A 19,819-nucleotide genomic window follows, 5' to 3' on the forward strand; every position below is an offset into this window, starting at 1 on the left:
GTTAGGGTTGTTTTTCCAATTCTTCTTCAGCTTCTTCCTCCTTTACGCTTTCTTTATTATTTTTTGCTGTTTTATTTTCTTCTTCGGAAGGTTGCTCTTTTTCATCCTCTTTACTCTTTTCAATTTCTTCCTGTACCTGCCGCTTCCAAAGATCTTTAAACTTATTGAACTCTTTGTTAAAAATAAGGGATAATCCCGTAACAATAATCTCACCGTCTACAACCCCTTCAAATTTATTTTTTCGGTAACCACGCAATCGGTAACGGCCATCTTCTGTAATTAAATATTCCAGCCCAACATTTCCAATTACTGGCGCATTTCCTGTGCTATTCTGGCTACTCCCCTGCACATCTACTTCACTACCTACTTGTACCACCAAACGATCGTTAAACAAGCTTTTAGTAGCGTTGATGTCGAGTTCAGTTCTATTCGAAGCTGTACTTGGGTCTGTATAGCTATCCAGTCCAAAATCCAATTGTATTCCTGTATCGCCCAAAAGTTTATCGGAGAATGCATTTAACTGTCCCGAAAGCACATCGCTAATATTGTCCCGCGCAATGGATGCCGGTCCACCCGCACTTCCATCACTTCCTGAAGCTGGAAAAAATCTATTTAATACCAACAATGAAAAAACCTGTTTGTTAAGCTCTTCTTCTTGGGAATTCAATTGCTGAACATACCCAAAAATCTCTCCGCCAGCAGCTCCCTGCTCATCTTCTGGCATATCCAATTGAAAAGAAAGCTCCGGACTTAAGAGCTCGCCATCAATATTTAAATATACCATAAAAGGATATTTATTACGGTACGAATTTAAATCCTGATTTTGGCTTCCCACTTGTGATACCATTAAAGGCCCCGCGGAGGTTTCAACATTGTAAATAGCCTGAATGTCTAGCGCTGCATCCAAAGGATCGCCGTTCCATACGATGGTACTTCCTTCAGAAATGGTAAATTTTCGATTTACAATATTGTACAAACTCGCTTCGTAATGCCCTTCGTTAACCTCGTACATTCCCGACAAAGTAGTTCTTCCGTTAGGTTCCATTTTAAAATCAAAATTCCCCGTTCCCGCTACTTGCAAATTGTCTCCTGTGCGTTCGTTAATAATAATTTTAAATACCGACTTTTTGCCAATGGAAACTTTGGTTTCAATATCGAAATTTTCAAGTACTTGCGTGGAAGGCTGTAATTCTTCCCGCCTTGTAAGAATGCTGTTTTCATTGGAGCGGTTTACAAATAACACCACTCCTTCCCTTTCATTAATATCCAATTGAGATTCTGGAACTACCACGGTAAACGTTGACCCTTCGTTAATAGCTATATCACCCGTAATTTTTGGTATTTCCAGATTTCCGGTAATGGTAATATCTGTATTCAAACTAACTTTTCCGTAAAACAGTTCATTATCTTCTGCTGTTGAATTAAGGATTTGAAAATTGTTTGCCTTCAACCCTAAATCGAAAGTCGGGTTTATTAAATTTTCCGTTAGTATTTCCCCTTCCAACGCAAAATCATTTCCGTCTTTGTCTTTGATAATAAAACTTTCAAAATTGAAACTGTCGTTGTTAAAACTCAGAGATTCATCATTTATAAAAAATGTAGAGTTTAACTGGTTAACCAACATTTCTACATTTTCAAAATTCAAATTTCCTTCATAAACAGGATCGGTAGTGGTACCCGTTAATTTAGCAGAACCCGTTATGCTTCCTTTGGTATTGGAAATTTGCTCTGGAACAAACCCTTCCAATGCTTTCATTTTTAAATCGTTGATGGCCAAATCCAAGTCCAATTGAGCGCCTTCTTGCTTGGCTATGTAGTTCCCTGTTAGGTCCAAGTCTATGTTGCCTTCCTTTAAAGCTAGGTCGAACGTATAATCGCTGTAATTTTCTGATGATGCATCCAGTGAAAGTGTTCCTAAAGGCACTTGCACCACTTGCAAATTCGTTATAGCCAAATCGGCTTGTAAACCGGCATTTCCAAAAGGATCTTCTATGTTTAAATTCCCTTTCATTGTTCCCTTTACAAGAGGTTCTTGCGGATTTAAAATACTGAGAAAAGTACTTAGTTTGAAGTTCTCGAAATTCGCGCCTACTTTTGCAACCCCGTCTGCGTTTTCCGATTTTAGAATGCTAAATTTCTGATCACCATTGGTTAAATCGAAATTTTGAACCGATACATACTTTTTGGCATACCTGATTTTATTGGATGCCGGAATACTCCAATTTCTTTTATTTAAAACTAACCGATTTGGGTTTATACTGTATTCAATGGTGTCTTTTTTGAAAATCATTTCAGAATTAATCTCGGCAATGGTCTGCTCTTCATCAACGCTCTTAAATGACAACTCCAAGTTTTTGTTCCTTAAAATCCCCGTTAGATTTGTTTTGCCGATGGCAATGGGATCGGAATTTATGCCGCGCCAGCCAAAATCGAAGTCCACTATTTTTTCAGAACCATTGATATCTAAATAAAGACTGTCTATTCTACTTCCACTATATTGTAGAAAAGGCACAAAAACATCGGCGTTAATGGTTTGTTGCTGTTCGTTAAAGTTTAAAACTACCGACAGCGAATCCATTTCTTCTATTTTAGGGAAATATACCTCGCTTAAAGCTGGTGTCTTACGTAGCTTTATTTTTACATCCATTTGAGTATAAGCGAGACTTTTTACGGCATTACTATCAACAAATGTGGTGTCTTTCCAATATCTATAAAACTGATTCTCCAAAGCTTTGGCAAGTACAGAAGGGTTGCTGTTCGCTTTCAAATTGGCATCCAGCATAATGCTGTTTATCTTTATCTCTGTATTCTCTTCTTCAATGGAGGTGAAAAAGTCAAAATTACCAACATTATAAGATTGATTTTTAAAAACTACAACCCCATCTTTAATATTTCCATCCAACTGGAAATTAGAAAGATCCCCTAAATAATCTGCTTGAAGTTTAAATCCGGTTCTAACATCGCTGTTGGTAATGCCGAGTTTGTAAAGATCGGCGCCTTTTACATTTAATAGAACATTGAATCTTGATTTCACGGAATCCAACACCATTTTGGTGTCCATAGCAATGTCTAAATTATCATCCTTAAAAATCAATTTAACATCTCCTTGTCCATTTTGGACTTTTCCATTGAGCTTGAGCGAAGAAAAATCATAACCGCTGTACACCAAAGAATCGAATTGCGAAGTCAGTTGCGCGTTCAGTGTATTAATACTGTTTCCTTTTCCGGAAGTTTTTATTCGAAAAGAAAGGCTTCCAATTTTATCATTCTTAAGAATTTTCCCCAATTGAAGCCGCTCTACTCCCAAATTGGCATTAAAAGCAATCTGATTTACATCACTATACGTTCCATTTAAACGTACCGTTCCTTGGGATGTTTCAAGCAAGGCTTTGGTTTTAATTTGCGCAAAATCGCCTGTCAAGCTTCCTGAAAGTTTTATACTGTCTGGTAGTGAAATTCCTAAAGAATCTTCATTTACAAACTTAAGCATATCCTTCCGTAAGGTATTCATTTTCAAAGTATCTACATAAAAATAAATACTGTCGGTATCGGCCGCAGAAGTTACACTCCCAAGTAATTCCAATCGCGTGGTTTTGCCCCAATTCAAGTTGGTTTTATCGATACGCAAACTATCCAAACTTCCAGCTAAAGCCAGCGATCCGCTAATATTTTGTTGCGCTAAAGAATCTAAGTAAACATTTTCTGAAAGTGCCTTCTGAAAATAAAAAGCATCTTTAATATTAAACTGAACTCTGGGAAGATTAACATTCAAAACCGTCTTTTCAAAATTATTGATAAACGTTTCTACGGAAGAAAATTGCATGCTCGCATCACCAGCTAGACGGCTACGTCCCGTTTCTGCACGGAAATCAGCTAAGGAAAGTTGATTATCATTTACATCCAATTCAAAATGAAGTTCGCTTAACTGAAAATTACCATTTTCTATAAAAGAAAGCTCCTTTAAAGTACCCTTTGCAACTTCTGGTGCATACTGAAAATCGTTTAAAAACAAATTCAATTGCTTTAATTGAATGTTATTCGGGTTAAACTCAGTATTATTTTCAAATGAAGTGCCTGCTTGGTAAATCACTTCATTATTTTCCATAGCAATTTCACCTACATTCAATTTCCAATCCGGCCATGAAAATTTCGTAGGGGTTTTGGGCTGCAAACTATCAGTGGCACTTTGCATAGGTTCTTGCTCACTTCTATAAACGATTGAAGAGTTATTCAATTCAAACTTATCCAATTCAATTTCCTGTGATTGCAAGTCTAAATTAGGGAGATTGATTACCAATTCATCTAACGAAAGTTCTAAAGAAAGCTGGTCTTCAACAACTGAATAATTAGCTTGTACATTGTTGAAATTGACATCTTCCAAGCGTAAAGTTGGAAGTGTTGAGCTAGTCGTAGTATCTACTTCTTCTTTAAAAGGTTTCCGTTGGGTATAATTGATAATGCCGTCATTAAAATCAAAGTAGTCCACTTCAAACCGTAAACTATCTAAATCGAAAACATCAATGTTTGTATATATTTCCCCGAGCTGGGTTTCCAAATCGATACCGGTAATTTTATCGTCGTAGATAAGTCGTATATCTTGAAGCTTTATTTTTTCCAGATTGAATTTCATACTCCCCGAAGTGGTGTCCACCTGTGTAGTATCCGCAGCGGCAAAGGCATCCACAATGTAATCAAAATTGAATTTTCCCAATGTATCACGGGTTACGGTAGCTTTTAGGCCTTCCCAATCTATGTAATTGATGTTAATTTCATTTCCCCGAATCAACGGCAATAAAGCAACAAAAGCTTCCAATCGCTTCGAATAGACTAAGGTATCCCCTTTTTGATCTTCAATGTAAATTCCTTCTGCTGATAAATTTCCGGAGAAAGTGAGGTAAAGTTTATCAATAGCTACTTCTGTGCCTATTTTATTGGAGAGATAATCTACGGCCTTGCCAACAATAATATTCTGCCCCCATGGACTACGAATGAGTAAAACCAAAATAACAAACAATAACAATAAACTGGCAAGAATTTTAAGTAAAATCCTTACAAATCTAGACTTTATGAAGTATTGTTTTTTTGGCATACATTATCTTCTCTTTTTCAAGAGTTAATAACAAATATACGTGCTTGAGAGAACTTTCTTATACAATTTCGGGAAATATCTTGTCTGTAATGAGAATTTAAAAAATTTAAAATGAAGCTGATTTTTGTATTTACTTTTTTTGTTAATTAGCGCCGTCCAAGTAAGTTGATAAACACTTCATAAAAAAGCTTTTACAAAGTGATTTGTGCAATCTTTATTAGACGTAAAAACTTAAGAATGGCAAAAGAATTCATTAGCTTCCAAATGAAAAACAACCAAAATTTTGGTTGTTTCAATTCCTTTTAATTTTTTTTAAAATCCAACATGTTCTTACCTATAAATCAACTAATACTTTATGAAAAGAATAGTTTTCGGCCTGCTACTATTTAGCGTGCTTTCAATTGCCCAGGAAAATACCACCATAAAACCAAACGAGAAATTGGTGTATACCGCTTCGTATAATATGAGCGGACTTCTAACCAATATTGCACAGGTTACTATGGAAACTTCCGAAGTAAAAACTTCCAAATCTACCCTTCTTAATTTACGCTGTAAAGCCGTTACCTTTAGTAAATGGGATTCGTATTTTAGAATACGTGATGTTTACGAATCATATGTGAACCCAAAAAACTTAAAACCGTTGCTTTATAAAAGGGATATTGACGAAGGCGGCTACAAAAAACAAATTAAATACACTTTTAGTTACTCCAAAGGAACTGTAAAAAGTGTTTTGAATAAAAAGAAAATTAAAGACCAAACCCGCACGATTTCCATTGGTGCGAATACGAGTGATATTGTTTCCACAATTTATCAATTGAGAAATTTAAATTTTGAAAACATGAAAGCTGGAGAATCAAAGAACGTCACCATCTTATTTGATAACAAAGAGTACCCCGTTAAGGTTAAATATATGACAAAGGAAACTGTGGATGCAGGTCCTTTGGGCAAAAAAAGCTGTTACAAATTATCCATTTCGGCCAAAACCGATGCACTGCGTGGTAAAGATGAAAACCTTATCTGGTTAACTGCAGACAACAAGAAAATACCTGCGCAAATGAAATTCAATATTCCAGTAGGTACCGGACAATTAAAATTAACTTCCGCAAGCGGATTATAACCCAATCAATCATGAGAATTACATTAATTATTTTATCCATCATTACTGCCATCCTAGGCATAATTTTTACCGTTTTACCATTAGGCACAATTGCACTCTTACCTATTGGTCTAACTCTAATTTTTGTTTTAATTTTAAAGTTTAAATTCGCGAAAGGTCAAAATCCAATCGTATCAAATATCCTTTTAGGAATTGCTGTTGTTTGTTTGATTGCCGTTGTTGCAAAAGGTTTTTTATCTGAAGAAGAAGTTGTAGAAGATACCCAATACGAGCAGCGCCTTGAAGAATCTCAAGAAGAAGCGGTTGAAGAGTTGGAGGAAATTGAATCGGAGCTGGAGGGACTAGAAGAAGATATTGAAATTGAAGAAGAATTAGACAGTATTAATTAAAGCTCCTAAAAGTTTAAATTAAAAAGTCTGGCATCCTAATCGCTTTTGGATGCCAGACTTTTTTTATTTCATCTTTACAATTATAAAATCCGACCGTCGGTTAATGTCGTGCTCCTCTTCTGTACATTCAACACCGTTGGAACAATGGTTTAATAATCGCGATTCGCCATATCCTATTGCACTTTCTATACGTTGGGCTTCAACTCCTTGGGAAACAATATAATCTCTTGTGGATTTAGCTCGTCTGTCCGATAACTTTTCATTGTAAACATCATTTCCACGGGAGTCGGTATGGGATTCAATTTTTATCACCATTTTCGGGTATTGCTTCATTAAATAAACAGCCTTATCCAATTCATTGGAGGCTTGCAAAGTGATATCCGACTTGTCAAAATCAAAATAAATAGGATCCAGTTTTATTTTTAATTGCCCGCCATCGTTTACAATCAAATGATGGTCTATTTCCAACGGAACTTCATTTACAAATCCTGGTTCGGCATTGGTAGCAAAGGTTTTTTCAGTAGAATCAAAACTTTCTTTGGATGCCATCACTATGTAAGAATGTTCACAATTTAAAGGAATATCAAAATGATAAACTCCCTCTGCGTTGCTCATTGTACTGTCAATTACGCTTCCAGCGTCCATTAATTTTATAGAAACATTCGGTTCCGGCTGATTATTATCAACATTGGTAACCACTCCTTGGACCGTTTGATTACATACCACTTCCATTCGCTGAAAGGAATAAATATCGTCGTCTCCAGCTCCTCCAGGTCTGTTGGATGACACATATCCCTGGCGGGTAATCTCATTAACAGAATACGCAAAGTCGTCCATGCTGCTATTCAAAGGTCTACCTAAATTTTGAGGCTTAGAATATTCACCATCTTCCCAAAAAGCTTCGAAAACATCCAAACCGCCATAACCTAAATGTCCGTCGGTAGAAAAATAGATTTTGTCTTTACTAACAAAAGGAAACATTTCCCTTCCACTCGTATTTATATTTTTACCCAAATTTTGAGGAGTAGAGAATTCACCATTGGCAAGTACATCCACGACGTAAATATCCGAACCGCCAATAGTTCCAGGCATATCAGAAGTAAAATAAAGCTTTTTCCCATCCGGACTTAAACAGGGGTGCCCTACCGAATATTCATCGCTGTTAAAAGGTAGTTCGATGATATTCTCCCATCTATTGGTTCCTGACAGTGTAGCCCGATAAATTTTTAAATTATTAGCGCCGTCTTGAGCTCTTTTCAATCCGTCGTGTAAATAATTATTCCGAGTAAAATAGACAGTGTCTAGACCCCTTGTAAACGCCACACTCGCTTCGTGGTATTTGCTATTGAGGTGTTTTGAAAAAGACGTTACGTTCCGCAAATCGTTCCCTCCGACAACTGTATCAGCAAGAAATAAATTTAAAAAAGGCTGGTCGTTCCAATGATATTTTCTCGTAGTGACAATGCTTGAGTCCCTTGCAGAGGCAAAAACCACTTTATTTCCATAACGCACCGCTCCAAAGTCGGAAAACTGGGTATTGATGGATAACGGAGTAACATAAAATTGGGGTTGCATATTTTTCAAGGCGTCAATTAGCTTGTCGTTATCCTTTAACTGATCGACGTTGAAACCGGAATCTTTCAATTTTTCAGTATAAATTTTCATAATTCCTTTTGCAAGGACATAATCTTCATTGGCCTCAAGAGTTTGGATATAACGAAAAGCATATTCCGAAGAAAGTTCATTTTCATATTTTGAAAAAAGTTCTCCGTACCAATGAGCTGCCTTTTCCATATCGGAATTAAAATAATAGGCATCTCCCAGCTTCATTAAAGTTTCCTTGGAAGTATCGCCATTTTTAACTGCATTTTCATACTGTGCGGCTGCCTTTTTGTACCAAAACCGATTGAAGTTTTTATCGGACGCTCTATCTTTTGTTTGCGCATTCACCAAAACGCTTGCACATAAAAATATAATTAACCCTATGTTTTTATAATACTTCATATTTAAAAGAATCTTGGTGATTTTAATTTCTCCTTGTTCGATTTAAATTCGAACCGCACATAAATTTCATGCGTACCGGAACTATAATTTCTCAAATTCGTGGTTGTTGCATCATAAGCATATCCCAAACCAATTCCATCGGTAATTTGCAAACCTATCAAACCGCTAAATGAGTCACCCCAACGATAGGCTGCTCCCAATGTGAAACGGTCGTAGAACATAAAGTTTGCCGATAAATCGGTGATAACAGGCGCGGCTGGCACATATTTTACAATAAAGGCTGGTTTAAATTTCACATTGTAACTCAAGTCAAAAACCTTACCCCCAATAAAATAGAAATGAACCCGCTCTACGCCAATTTCTTCTTCCACATCGTCGTAGTGATCTTCAGCAAAAAAGTTTGGTACCGATACTCCCAAATATCCCTTGCTGTTATGATAATAAACTCCCGCACCAATTGTTGGATAGAATTTATTGATATCCCCTTGGAAAGCAACGTCAGGATCTTTAAAAATTCCTTTGCTAAAATCGGCATCGAAAAAACGCCCCCCCGCTTTTAGTCCAAAAGACAGCAATTCATCTTTTCCGTCTAGACGAACGGTGTAAGAAAAATTTCCATCCAAATAGGTTTCATTGGTAGGCCCTAAGGCATCGTGCACTACATTAAGTCCGAGTCCGACATTTTTACCAACAGGCGTATCTATTCCCAAGGTTTGGGTTTCTGGAGCACCGTCTAAACCTACCCATTGCGTTCGGTAGAGCCCTACAATAGACATATGTCCCCGCGACCCCGTATACCCAGGATTAATACTCATTGTATTATACATATACTGCGTATATTGTGGATATTGCTGCGCATACAAAAACGTACTTCCCAACAAAGCCACCACAAATACTATATATTTACAATTTACTTTCATTCCAATTCTATTTATATCTTTTGCCTTCGGAAGGCTATTTATTTTATAATATACAACCATCCAGAAGTTGGCTCTGAACCATCCCCAAGGTCTAAAATGTAATAATACGTTCCTACCGGCAATACCTTATCGGTGGCTTTGCCATCTGTAGTACCATCCCAATCATTATTATATCTGTTTTCGGCGTGCACCAAACTTCCCCAACGGTTGTAAACTTCCAATCGGTTATTAGGATATTGAGAAATACAATCAATAGTAAAGAAGTCGTTCACCCCATCTCTGTTTGGCGAAAACTCATTGTAAATCGTTAAACAATTAGGTGTCACCGAAGCTTCCGCTCTATCGTTATCTGGATTGGTATCTATTTGATCTAAAAATGCCAAGGTCACTACGTTCACATAATCGTTTACATCTACTACTTCAGCAGTAATCGTTAACGTTTCCGAAGAATTTCCTACAAATGTTGGAATACTCCAAACACCAACACTTTCATCATAATTTCCTGTGGATGTTGCCGCGCTTACAAATTCGTAACCACTCGGAAGAATCTCTTCAATACCCACATTGGTGGCATCTGCGACGCCAAGATTGGAAGCAGTGATGGTAAAGACTACGTTTCTACCAATGGTTGGACTAGTATTATCTACTGTTTTTTCCAAACCAATATCCAATACGACCCTTGGTAATATCTGTGCTTGATCTTGATCATCTTCGTTCGGATTTCCATTGCCAGGTGTAGAATCCACATCGGTTTCATTGGCAGCTGAAACTTCAGCAATGTTTACATAACTTCCGGACGGATTTACTGTTGCCGTAATTTCAAGTGTTTTCGATTCGTTATCGCCAAGTTCTCCGACGTCCCATATTCCCGTAGCGGCGTCGTACAGTCCGAATACATTATCTGAAACATAGGTGTAACCCGCTGGGAGCATATCCATCACTTGAACACCAGTTGCCGTACTCGGACCAGCATTACTTATAACAATAGTAAAAACGACCTCATCACCCGTGTCTGGACGAAGGAGATTAACTGTTTTAGTCAATGATAGATCAATTAAGGAAGCCGGTGTTACCGCAACTTCCGCATAATCGTCTTCTGTTGTAACTCCGTTTCCAGGTGTAGAATCGGGATCATTATTGTTAGCCACTGTAATTTCCGTAGTATTCAAATACTCATTTGCTGTTCCAGTAGCCGCATTTACACGGGCAACAATGGTAATACTTTGTGTACTGCCTGGTAGCATTGGGGCGCTTAAATCCCAAACTCCAGTGGAGGCATTATAAACACCATCTGTGGGGACTGCTCCAACAAAAGTAAAGCCAGAGGGCAGATATTCGGTAACCTCCATTCCCGTGGCAATACCCGGACCATCGTTGTTAATTGTAATTATAAATTGTACGTTTTCTCCCGTGTTTGGGGTAGGATTGTTTACCGTTTTAGTCAGTGATAAATCTGCAGCACTTGATGGCATTATGGTAATCGTTGATTGATCATCTTCTCCTGCTACGCCGTTTCCGGGAGTAGAGTCTGGATCCTCATTATCAGAAGCAATTAATTCTGCTGTGTTTACATAATTTCCAATAGCCCTAACGGTTGCAGTTATTGTTAAGGTAGCCGTAGCACCATTTGCTAAATCGCCAAGATCCCAAGTGCCTACATTTTCATCGTACGTTCCAGTTGATGCAACTGCCTCTACAAAATTGAGTCCGCTTGGCAAAATATCTCTCACTGCCAATCCTGTAGCGTCACTTACATTTGTTCCTCCATTGGAATTATTTAAAACTGAAATGGTATACGTAATTTCATCTCCTATTCCCGGCGTTTCGTTATCGACAACTTTTTCAACTTCAATATCCACTGGACGCTTCGGAAGAATGGCAATTCTATCATAATCATCCTCATTTACGTTTCCATTGTTCGGTGTAGAATTTATATCTTCTTGATCGGCCGCAGTAACTTCAGCAATATTCAAATACGTTCCAGCGTCGTTAACAGTTGCATTTATTTGTAAGAATATCGTTTCATCAACCCCAATTGTTGGAGCATTCCAAACCCCTGTAGCATCATTGTAAGCAATAGGTGCTGAAGAGGAAACAAAAGTGTATCCGCTTGGTAACAAATCGGTTACTTCTACTCCTGTGGCCTCACTCGGACCATCATTGGTGAGTGAAAGCGTAAAAGAAATCGTTTCTCCAATCTCCGGTTGAAGCTTGCTCACTACTTTATCTAACGAAAGATCGATAATAGCGTTTGGTATGATTTCAGCATCGTCTTGATTATTACTTAAATCAGGATCTGTTTGGTCTGCAGCTGTTATTTCAGCAACATTTAGGTAATTTCCTGTAGCATTTACACGTGCTACAATGGTTCCATTTACAGTTTCCCCAACGGTGATAGGTTGATTTAATAACCATATTCCAGTAGTTTCATCATAAATTCCTGTTCCGGTAGCTCCTACAAAGGTGTACCCGTCCGGTAATAAATCGGTCACCTCAACGCCTGTAGCGATGGCCGGGCCATTGTTGGTAACGTTGATAGAGAAATTAACCACGCTTCCTACTTCCGGTGTACCATTGTTAACCGATTTTTCGATTTGTAGATCCGCAGGAAAGATTGGCGTAAGGTTAATCGAACTATAATCATCTTCTGATGGGTCGTTGTTTGCTGGTACGGACTCTCCTATTTGGTCCTGATCAGTTACTTGCGCAGTGTTCACATACGAACCTACTTGCTGAACGGTAGCCGTGATAGTTAAAGTTTCCGTTACTCCTACAGGAACATCGCCTACATTCCAAGCTCCAGAGGCTGGCTCATAATCACCTACGGAAGTAGTATGGGTAACATACCCAAAACCAGGCTCGTTCAATTTATCCGTTACTATAACACCCGAAGCATCTTGCGGACCATCATTCGTAACAGTAACAGAAAACACAACCTCATCTCCAACAGTTGGGCTAAAATTATCAGGAGTTTTCACTACCACTAAATCTATTCTGGTTGGATTAGGTGTTATTTGCTCCTGGTCATAGTCATTTTCAGTGTTTGGTCCATTATTTGGTGTGGAATTTATATCTTCTTCATTTGCTGAAAAAACTTCAGCTACGTTAAGATAATCATCCAACGGGATAGGCTGTGAATCGTCATACAACAGAACTTTCGCTGAAATAGTTAACGTTTCTGAAGCTGAAACTGCCAAATCGCCAATATCCCAGATACCAGTTGCAGTATCGTAGCTTCCTCCAGCGTCATCACTTACATATTCAAGCTTCGCAGGAAGTAAATCTTTTACAGTAACTCCCGTAGCATCACTCGGACCATTATTAATAACTTGCACGGTAAATACTATTTCGTCCCCAATATCTGTATTATTGATATCTACATCCTTAATTAGTTCCAAATCAATCAATGGAATAGGCGTTACTTCTACTTCAGCAAAATCGTCTTCTGAATTTGGCCCGTTGTTTGGGGTAGAATCAGGATCTGGATTATCTGAAGCTGTAACCTCCGCTTGGTTTACATAATCCCCAGTTGGATTTACGGTTGCTATAATTTGAAGATTTTCAGATTCTCCAACACCTAAATTAGTATCAAGTGTCCAAACTCCCGTTGCGGAGACATAGCTCCCATCGGTTACTGTAAAACTTGAGAACGTATAACCGTTCGGTAGAATATCCGTGATTTCAACACCGGTTGCTGTGGAAGGTCCGTCATTTAAAACCGTAATTGAGAAAGTTACTTCACTACCAACAGTTTGTTCAGTTAAATCTACAGTTTTGGTTAAACTTAAATCTGAAGATAAAACAGCGCTTAAATCAACTTCATCTTGGTCATCCTCCGTGAGTAGGTTATTTCCGGGGGTAGAATCGGAATCGGTTTGTGTTAATCCGGTTAATTCTGCGACGTTTAAATATTCGTCGGGTACAGCATTACCATTGATTTGGGCAGTTATCGTGATTGAAATATCATCCCCTGCAGCAAGATTTCCAATATTCCATAACCCTTCATTTGTTCCCGTGTTAAATGTAAAACTGGTCCCAGTTGGAGCTGTATTAGATTGGTAATCTAAATTATCTCCCATTCTATCTTGTACTAATACCCCCGTAGCATCACTCGGACCATTATTGGAAACTTGAACCGTGAATGTTACAACATCGCCAGTAGTTACTGTTTGGATATCTGAAACTTTTGTTACCCCAATGTCTACTAAGTTTTGAGGAACTACATTAGCCACCGCTTGATCATCTTCGGTGGGTCTGTTATTGTTTGGAGTTGAATTAGGATCAAATTGATCGCTAGCGGTAACTTGCGCAGTATTGGTGTGAGACAATAAAGTACCATTTCCTTGTATCACTGTAGCCTCATACGTTAAAACTACGTTCGCTCCGTTAGCAATGGAAAGGTTATTCCAAGTCGCTGTGTTTCCGCTTGCGAATCCACCATTATTAACTGTTTGAAGTGTATATCCCGAAGGAAGAACATCTACAATACTTACTCCTGTAGCATTATTTGGGCCATCATTGGTTACTGTAACGGTAAAAGTTACATTGTCTCCCAATATAGGATTGAGTATACTTACCGTTTTGGTAAGGCTTAAATCTGCCACTTGAGGAGTAACCGAAATACTGGTTTCATCATCTTCACTTTGGTCACCGTCATCATTATCTGGCGAACTGTCGCTATCCAACTGATCCATTTCAGTAACTTGGGCCACGTTTAAGTATTCGTCTATAGTTCCCTTTGGCGCCAACACCTCCATAGTAACGACTGCCGTAAGGGAAGTTTGTGCAGGAATGTTAAATCCAGTCCATCGAATTGTATTTCCAGAACGTATTCCGTTGTTATTAATCGTAAGAATTCTGTAACCTGCAGGAACATAATCTTCTACGGTTACATTTGTAGCATCTACATTACTTTCATTTGTTAACGTAAGTGTGAAAGTTACCGTTTCGCCTACATTTGGATTGGCGTTGTCTACAACCTTTTCCAAAGAAAGGTCTGTTTGTGCCACGGGAACTGTTAATTCAGTTTCATCATTATCTGGAATTCCATCATTTAAATCATCTTCATCGGTGCTCACATTTGGATCACTATTCGGGTCTAAATTATTAGAGGATGTAATTTCAGCCACATTGGTATAATCCGTCCCTGTTGCATTGGGGAATGCTCGATAGGTCAATGTGCGGGTAAATCCACCGTTAAGCACTATCCCGCTCCACGTAATACTTTTATCACCTGGGTTATAAACGCCATTATTGTTTGCGGATCCATTTACAAAAGTGTATCCACTTGGAATGGTATCTTTTACTGAAATATCCGCCGCTCCTCCCGGACCATTATTTACCAAGTCTAAACGGAATATCACCTCTTCATTAATATTTGCTGAAGAAGCATTGGCAGATTTTGTAAGTTCTAAATCAGCTGGCTCCACAAGAACTACAGCTGAATCTTCATCGTCATCGGCAATGCCATCGTTCAAATCGTCATCATTGAAACCTGAATTTGGATCACTATCAGGATCCCTTTGGTCCGAAGCAATGATTAACGCCCTATTTTCAAAATTCCCTTCTTTTTTTACGGTTGCTTCAAATGAAAGGCTTTTTGTTTCTCCCAATGCTATCGATAAATCTTCCCAAACAATAGCTGAATTTCCAGAGTAATAAATTCCATTATCGGAAATGGTATTGTTGATAATCGTATATCCGTTAGGTAAAAGATCGGCAACAGTAACTCCAGTAGCATCTGAAGTTCCAGTAATATTGTTATTGAAAACTTCGATTGTAAAAGTAACTATATCCCCAGGAGATACCACGTTTGGTGTAAAGCGTTGTACACTAGCCGTTTTAGTAAGTTCTAAATCGGCACTTCCTATTACCTCAATTTTTACCACGTCGGATGAAACATCACAAACTCCATTTTCTATGGTCCAAGCAAAATAATAAGTACCCTTGATTATATCATTCACCGAAGTTTGTGGATTATTCGGGTTTGTAAATCTAGCAGGAGTTGGGCCATCCAACTGAGACCATGTTCCTGTACCCGTTGTAGGTGTATTTCCAGCCAAAATTAACGGCGTAAATTCTGCAATGGTTTGATTAGGTCCGGCATCTGCAGTAGTTGGTGATGCAAAAACTGTAACTTTCATTGAATCTTCATCAGTACAGCCTCCTTTTTCAGTGGTCCATAAAAACTCGTATTCCCCAGCTACTAAATTTAGAACAGCCGTATTTGGATTATTTGCATTGGCAAAATTAGGCGTATTTGGGCCACTTACCACCGTCCAAGTACCAATAGTTGGGTCTCCGCTAGGAAAATCCTCAGCATCTAAGGTAGTCGTTAAATTGGGAGCTGGCGCTATTAAACAAAGCTCTTGATCAGGGCCGGCATTCGCCTCAAATGGAGGCTCATCCGTAAAGGTAATATTCACGGTGTCTTCTTTGGGCGTACAAGCAGAAGGCGCCGGAAAAGGGCCTGTTGAAACCGTCCAAGTGAGCGTATAGGTTCCCAAAGCTGTTATATTTGAAATAGTAGTTGTAGGTGAATTTGGACTATCGATAATGGCATCTCCGTTGGAAGGATCCGTGGCAAATGTCCAGGTTCCCACTCCAGCCGTTGGTACAACGGCATTCATTTGTGCAGAAAGAACACAAGCATTATCCTGATCAGGCCCCGCATCGGGATCTGAAGGTTCTTGGAATACTGTGAGTCTAAACACATCTGATTCCGTAGTACAATTTCCAACGCTAAAATTCCATTCTAAAATATAAAATCCGGGTACTGTTAAATTTGTTACAGTCGTGGTTGGATTTGAAGGATCGGTGATAGCAGCAGCAGCACCGTTTGGTTGATCTGCAATTCTCCATTCGGCAGTTGCACCAGTCGGAGGAGCATTTCCATTTAAAGTATATGTATTGGTTGGATTTAAATCTGCTTGGCAAACCTGATCATCACTTCCCGCATTTGGAGGAAACTCTGGCAAACCACTATTGTTAATTGCTACGTCATCAGAAGTAATACAACCCGGCGTATCCGTCGTAAATCGAAATACGTAATCGGTTCCTGGTTCAATCTGTGCATTCGCTAGGTTTGAATTCCCACTTTGACTAATTACCGCATTGTTTCCAGTGGTAGATACTTGAGACCAAGTTCCTGTTGATCCTTCTTCTGCTTGAAGCGAAACATTAGTGGCATTACATAAATTTTTATCATTCCCTGCATTAGCGGGAGTAGAAATGGTAACAAGGGTTTCATCTGAACTGGCCGGGCAATTGGGATCTCCCTTAATAGACCAGATAAAAGTGTATTCTCCCGTTAGCAAACCCGTAACCGTAGTATTTGGATCATTAGGATCTGTAATTGTTGGTGTACTTCTTGCTCCTTCCGCCACACTCCAAGTTCCCGTTTCGGTATTTGGATCAAAATCGTTTGCTGAAAGTGTAACTGTGTTTCCGCCGTTACAAACTGTTTGGTCGGGTCCCGCAACGGCTTGTGTTGGAGGCAAACCAACGTTAATGGTAACTTGATCTGAATCAGTGGAACATTCCCCAGCGGAAACAGTCCATTCAAAAACATAAGAACCTGAAAAAGTAAATGTAATTTCGGTGTTAGGACTATTAGGATCTACGATGGTAAATCCTCCCGGTCCTAAAACTTGTGTCCACTCACCTCTCCCATTAGAGGAGTTCGCGGCCATGATAAATGAATTGGAGCAATCTGTTTGGTCCGGTCCGGCATCTGCCTCTGCCTCATCTTCAATCACAATCAAAACATCGTCTGAAGTATCTTCACAACCATTAGGGGAAGAAATGGTCCAGGTAAAAGTATATTCCCCGTCCCCTGGAATAGTTACCGATGTACTGGGATCATTAATGTCTGCAATCACTGGTCCGGAAGGGACTACCGTCCACGTTCCTCTCTCAATTAGTCTTGGTTCATTTCCTTGAAGGGAAATATCAATTGTTCCAGAAGGATAACATCTATCATCGCCAGCTTGGGCAGGTGTAGGTCCTTCGGTATCAGAAGTTGTAATTACCACTTGATCTACACTTGAGGTAATACAACTAGCGCTTTCACTGGTGATTAACCACTCGAGCGTATAACTTTGGTTTTCAACATCAAATCCGGTTGCTGTTGTATTGGGATCGTTTGCATCTGCAAAAACGACAGTTTGTGGCGTTCCATCGGGAACTTGTTGCCACGTCCCAACTTGACCAGGCTTTAAGTTATTTCCGGCCAATTGCACCTCGATGCCTCTACATATACCATTTTGGTCTGGTCCGGCATCCGATTCATCAGTTCTAATATTTTCTGAAACCACTACCAACACATCAGATTGTGTTGTTTCTGACGATACACAAGCACCTCCAGCGGCAGTTACCAAATAGCGAAAAACGTAATTACCAGGAACTAATCCTGAAACCTCTGTAACCCTAGCATACGGATCAATAAAAGTAGCATTGCTCGGCCCTGAAATTTGCGCCCATAGAGAAGTTCCTGATTCCACTTCGTTTCCTGTAAGCTCAGTAGTCGTTACACCACATTCCAATACTTGATTGGTTCCTCCGTTGGCTGGTGTCGGCGCTACAGCAACGGTTACGTTTATAGATGAAGTAGCCACATCACATTCCGAGAGAATATCTCCTGTTACCCTCCTTCTCAATGCAACATTATATGTTCCAGATTTCTCAAACATTAACAATAATGGTGATGTGTTTTCAAATGATTGGTATGGCGTAGGATAGGTAAATGCACCTGCAGGTCCACTAACTATACTGTATTCATTGACACCATTACCAGTGGTAGTAAACGGAATTTCTATATTTAATTCTCCACATTCCGCAATAATATCCATTCCATTATTAGCTTCAATTGATAAATTATTATCACTGTAGCTTACCGTAACATTCGTTCTAGTGGAACATCCCGTGTTTTGATTGGTTATTGTATAATCGAATTTGTAAGTATTGTTGTAGGATAAACCAGTCACTTCCGTAGTAGAACTATTTGGATTGGTAATATTGGCAGGAGGGCCACTTGTTTGTCTCCATAATACAGTTTCCCCAGCAAATTCTGGTTCATTTCCAACTAAGGTTGTTTGTGTAACGGATGGATTACAAAAAACTTGGTTATTATCAGCAACAGATGCTTTAGTCACATCTTGTGTGGCCTCATCAACTGTAATTGTTACCGTGTCGGAACCCGTAACGCAAGGACCCGAAACGTTCCATCGAAATACATAAACCCCTTCATAAAGCCCGTTAACTTGGGTGGTATTGTTATTTGGATCTACAATATTAGGTTGCCTCGGACCACTTACAAATTCCCACGTTCCTTGCTGACCTCCAGTACCATTTCCAGCGAAACTACCATCTAATTGAGTAGATTGAGAAACTGTGTAGCAACTGTTTAACGTTTTGTCGGGACCCGCATCCACGGGCTCTTCTCCCCCGTAATTTGTAATGGTTATTTCATCAAAGGTTTGGCAACGTTCGCCAGGAGCATATTCTGGACCGGTAATCGTCCATCGTAGGGTTGTTGTTCCTGCAGAAGTTTCAGAAAGATCTATGGTGGTGCTGTTCGAACTTGGATTATTTATGGTAACCCCTGCTCCATTTCCTCCCACTATGCTCCATTCCCCAACTTCTCCAGGGAAACTTGGAGGGTTTCCTGTTATTAAAGTTCCACCAGAGCTATCGGGGCAAGTTTCTATATCACTTCCCGCGTTCGCAACGGTAATATTTTGAACTGTTATTTCTACATCTTGGAATACGGCTACACCATCTTCGCAACCAGCTGTAAGTCTAAAACCATATGTGTTTCCACCAACAATTCCAGTAATTTCTGTATTTAAATTAGACGGATCGGCAATGGTAACTGATGGCCCTGAAATTTGACTCCAACTAGGTGCTGTGGTAATGTTTCCTGCGGAAGAACCAGAAAGATTAAATGTGGTTACATCTCCGCAAATAGTTTCATCTATACCCGCATTAACACTACAGTTTTGGGCTTGTAATTGGTAAATCCCGATACAAAAGAAAATAACTAAAAAAAAAGAGGATCTATAAAGAGGTGAACCAAAAAAGGGCTTTCTTGTTTTGAATAAAAAAAACAAAGAATAGTAAAATTTAGCCATGTAAAGTCGATTGATTTGTTAGTTAGATTTTAAATCAATGGCTGGGGGAAGTGTTAAGTAAATTTAAAAAAAATATTTTATAATCCGGTTTTAATAATAAACTCTTTTTGAATCGCTTTTAAAGTAAGGTCTTACCAGATTTAACAAGTTATTAAGCTTTGCGAACCAAA

General features: G+C 39.0%; 6 protein-coding genes. 2 read left to right on the forward strand and 4 right to left on the reverse strand.

Translation table 11 applies throughout. The features are described from left to right. Position 1: 1 nt before the first annotated feature. Positions 2–5,089 carry a translocation/assembly module TamB domain-containing protein gene (locus tag NDQ75_RS11280; RefSeq protein WP_202027582.1) on the reverse strand — a complete coding sequence of 1,696 codons (5,088 nt, stop codon included), beginning with the start codon at positions 5,087–5,089 and terminating at the stop codon, positions 2–4. A gap of 355 nt (positions 5,090–5,444) precedes the next feature. Here NDQ75_RS11280 and NDQ75_RS11285 point away from each other — a divergent pair, with 355 nt between their 5' ends. After that, the gene (locus tag NDQ75_RS11285; RefSeq protein WP_202027583.1) at positions 5,445–6,206 is read left to right on the forward strand and encodes a DUF3108 domain-containing protein; all 762 of its coding nucleotides are present in this window, start codon (positions 5,445–5,447) and stop codon (positions 6,204–6,206) included. Positions 6,207–6,217: 11 nt separating this feature from the next. Next, complete coding sequence (locus NDQ75_RS11290; RefSeq protein ID WP_202027584.1) at positions 6,218–6,595, forward strand: hypothetical protein; 378 nt, start codon at positions 6,218–6,220, stop codon at positions 6,593–6,595. A 63-nt stretch (positions 6,596–6,658) separates the two neighbouring features. Here the strand turns inward: NDQ75_RS11290 and NDQ75_RS11295 are convergent, their stop codons facing one another. The 3 genes from NDQ75_RS11295 to NDQ75_RS11305 are packed head-to-tail and all read right to left on the reverse strand — an operon-like array spanning position 6,659 to position 19,649. Further along, positions 6,659–8,599 carry an OmpA family protein gene (locus tag NDQ75_RS11295; RefSeq protein WP_202027585.1) on the reverse strand — a complete coding sequence of 647 codons (1,941 nt, stop codon included), beginning with the start codon at positions 8,597–8,599 and terminating at the stop codon, positions 6,659–6,661. A gap of 2 nt (positions 8,600–8,601) precedes the next feature. Then, positions 8,602–9,519 (reverse strand): PorP/SprF family type IX secretion system membrane protein, encoded by a 918-nt coding sequence (locus NDQ75_RS11300; protein WP_202027586.1) that lies wholly within the window; start codon positions 9,517–9,519, stop codon positions 8,602–8,604. 38 nt (positions 9,520–9,557) lie between these two features. Next, positions 9,558–19,649 carry a PKD domain-containing protein gene (locus NDQ75_RS11305; protein ID WP_202027587.1) on the reverse strand — a complete coding sequence of 3,364 codons (10,092 nt, stop codon included), beginning with the start codon at positions 19,647–19,649 and terminating at the stop codon, positions 9,558–9,560. Between the last annotated feature and the right edge of the window lie 170 nt (positions 19,650–19,819).

It is taken from the genome of Galbibacter mesophilus (assembly GCF_023721415.1).
In the GTDB taxonomy this organism is placed as follows: domain Bacteria; phylum Bacteroidota; class Bacteroidia; order Flavobacteriales; family Flavobacteriaceae; genus Galbibacter; species Galbibacter mesophilus.

Excerpts from the sequence above, each read along its gene's own strand:
- NDQ75_RS11280 (WP_202027582.1), bottom strand. The coding sequence starts at position 5,089 with ATGCCAAAAAAACAATACTTCATAAAGTCTAGATTTGTAAGGATTTTA.
- NDQ75_RS11285 (WP_202027583.1), top strand. The coding sequence starts at position 5,445 with ATGAAAAGAATAGTTTTCGGCCTGCTACTATTTAGCGTGCTTTCAATT.
- NDQ75_RS11290 (WP_202027584.1), top strand. The coding sequence starts at position 6,218 with ATGAGAATTACATTAATTATTTTATCCATCATTACTGCCATCCTAGGC.
- NDQ75_RS11295 (WP_202027585.1), bottom strand. The coding sequence starts at position 8,599 with ATGAAGTATTATAAAAACATAGGGTTAATTATATTTTTATGTGCAAGC.
- NDQ75_RS11300 (WP_202027586.1), bottom strand. The coding sequence starts at position 9,519 with ATGAAAGTAAATTGTAAATATATAGTATTTGTGGTGGCTTTGTTGGGA.
- NDQ75_RS11305 (WP_202027587.1), bottom strand. The coding sequence starts at position 19,649 with ATGGCTAAATTTTACTATTCTTTGTTTTTTTTATTCAAAACAAGAAAG.